This is a genomic window from Bacillus sp. 05T31, assembly GCF_056396725.1.
In genome coordinates, this window is sequence record NZ_JBFTMA010000998.1 from 1 (window position 1) to 1,161 (window position 1,161).

General features: G+C 42.0%; 2 protein-coding genes. One reads left to right on the top strand and one right to left on the bottom strand.

The features are described from left to right. A partial coding sequence (locus AC1DJR_RS30670; protein ID WP_477004332.1) for a ChbG/HpnK family deacetylase occupies window positions 1-330 on the top strand: 330 nt, incomplete at its 5' end. 40 nt (window positions 331-370) lie between these two features. Here AC1DJR_RS30670 and chrA read toward each other — a convergent pair. Beyond that, a partial coding sequence (gene chrA / locus AC1DJR_RS30675) for a chromate efflux transporter (protein WP_477004333.1) occupies window positions 371-1,161 on the bottom strand: 791 nt, incomplete at its 5' end.

Consider the following 1,161-nt stretch of genomic DNA (forward strand, 5'->3'; position numbering starts at 1 on the left):
GTGCATGGATTACCGCTTTTACACGACGTTCTTGAGAGATTAGCAAGTAAATATAATGTTCCAATTCGTCGTTGTGAAGAAGAGCGAGCGGTGCGCCCATTTTCAGATGTGTTTTACAGTGACTTTTACGCTGACGGTGTGACGGAAGATTACTTTGTGCAGTTAAAAGAAAGAGTACAGGATGAGCAAACGGTAGAAATTATGGTGCATCCAGCTTATATTGACCCAGAGCTTGTGAAACGTTCTTCTTACGTAATGGATCGCGTGAAAGAGTTGCGTATTTTAACGGAGAGTGAGCTTCCTGAGGGAATGGAGCTTGTGAAGTTTTAATAGGAAAACGACGGCTAAATGGGGCCGTCGTTTTTTGTGCTTACAAAATGGATARAACATATCCACCGAAGGCCCCGATTATAACGATAAYCCAAGGTGGTGTTTTCCAAAAAGCGAGTAAGCAAAATAGAAGAGAAGCAAAAACGAAATCTACAGAATTCATAATTGTACTCGTCCAAATTGGATCATAAAAAGCTGCAAGTAAAATGCCGACAACGGCTGCGTTTACTCCAAGTAGTGCACCTTGTATGTAAGATACTCTCCTTACACTGTCCCAAAATGGTAAAACGCCAACAACGAGCAGGAAGGCAGGAAGAAAGATAGCGATCGTTGCAACAACTGCTCCGGCGGTTCCATTTAGCACTGCTCCTATATAAGAAGCGAATGTAAATAGTGGCCCTGGCACTGCTTGTGTTAATCCGTATCCAGCAAGAAATTGTTCTTTTGTCATCATCCCGTTTTGTACAAACTCACTTTCAAGAAGAGGAAGTACGACATGCCCTCCGCCAAATACAAGTGCACCAGAGCGATAGAAGCTGTCAAATAAAGAGATGAAATAAGAGTATGGTCGTAACATCGGTAACAGTATTAATAGTCCGAAGAATAAGACGAGACAAGATATGGCTACCATTTTTGAAATAGGTACGTTTATTTTATGAGCTTGGCTAACTGGCTGACCACGATATAAAAACCAACCGATGAAACCAGATACTATAATGAGAATTACTTGTGTCCAGCTACTTGGCCATAATAGGGCGATTGCGGCAGTTGCAATTGCGATTGTTGCACGGTTTCGGTCTGGTGTTAACTTTTGAGCCATTCCCCATATTG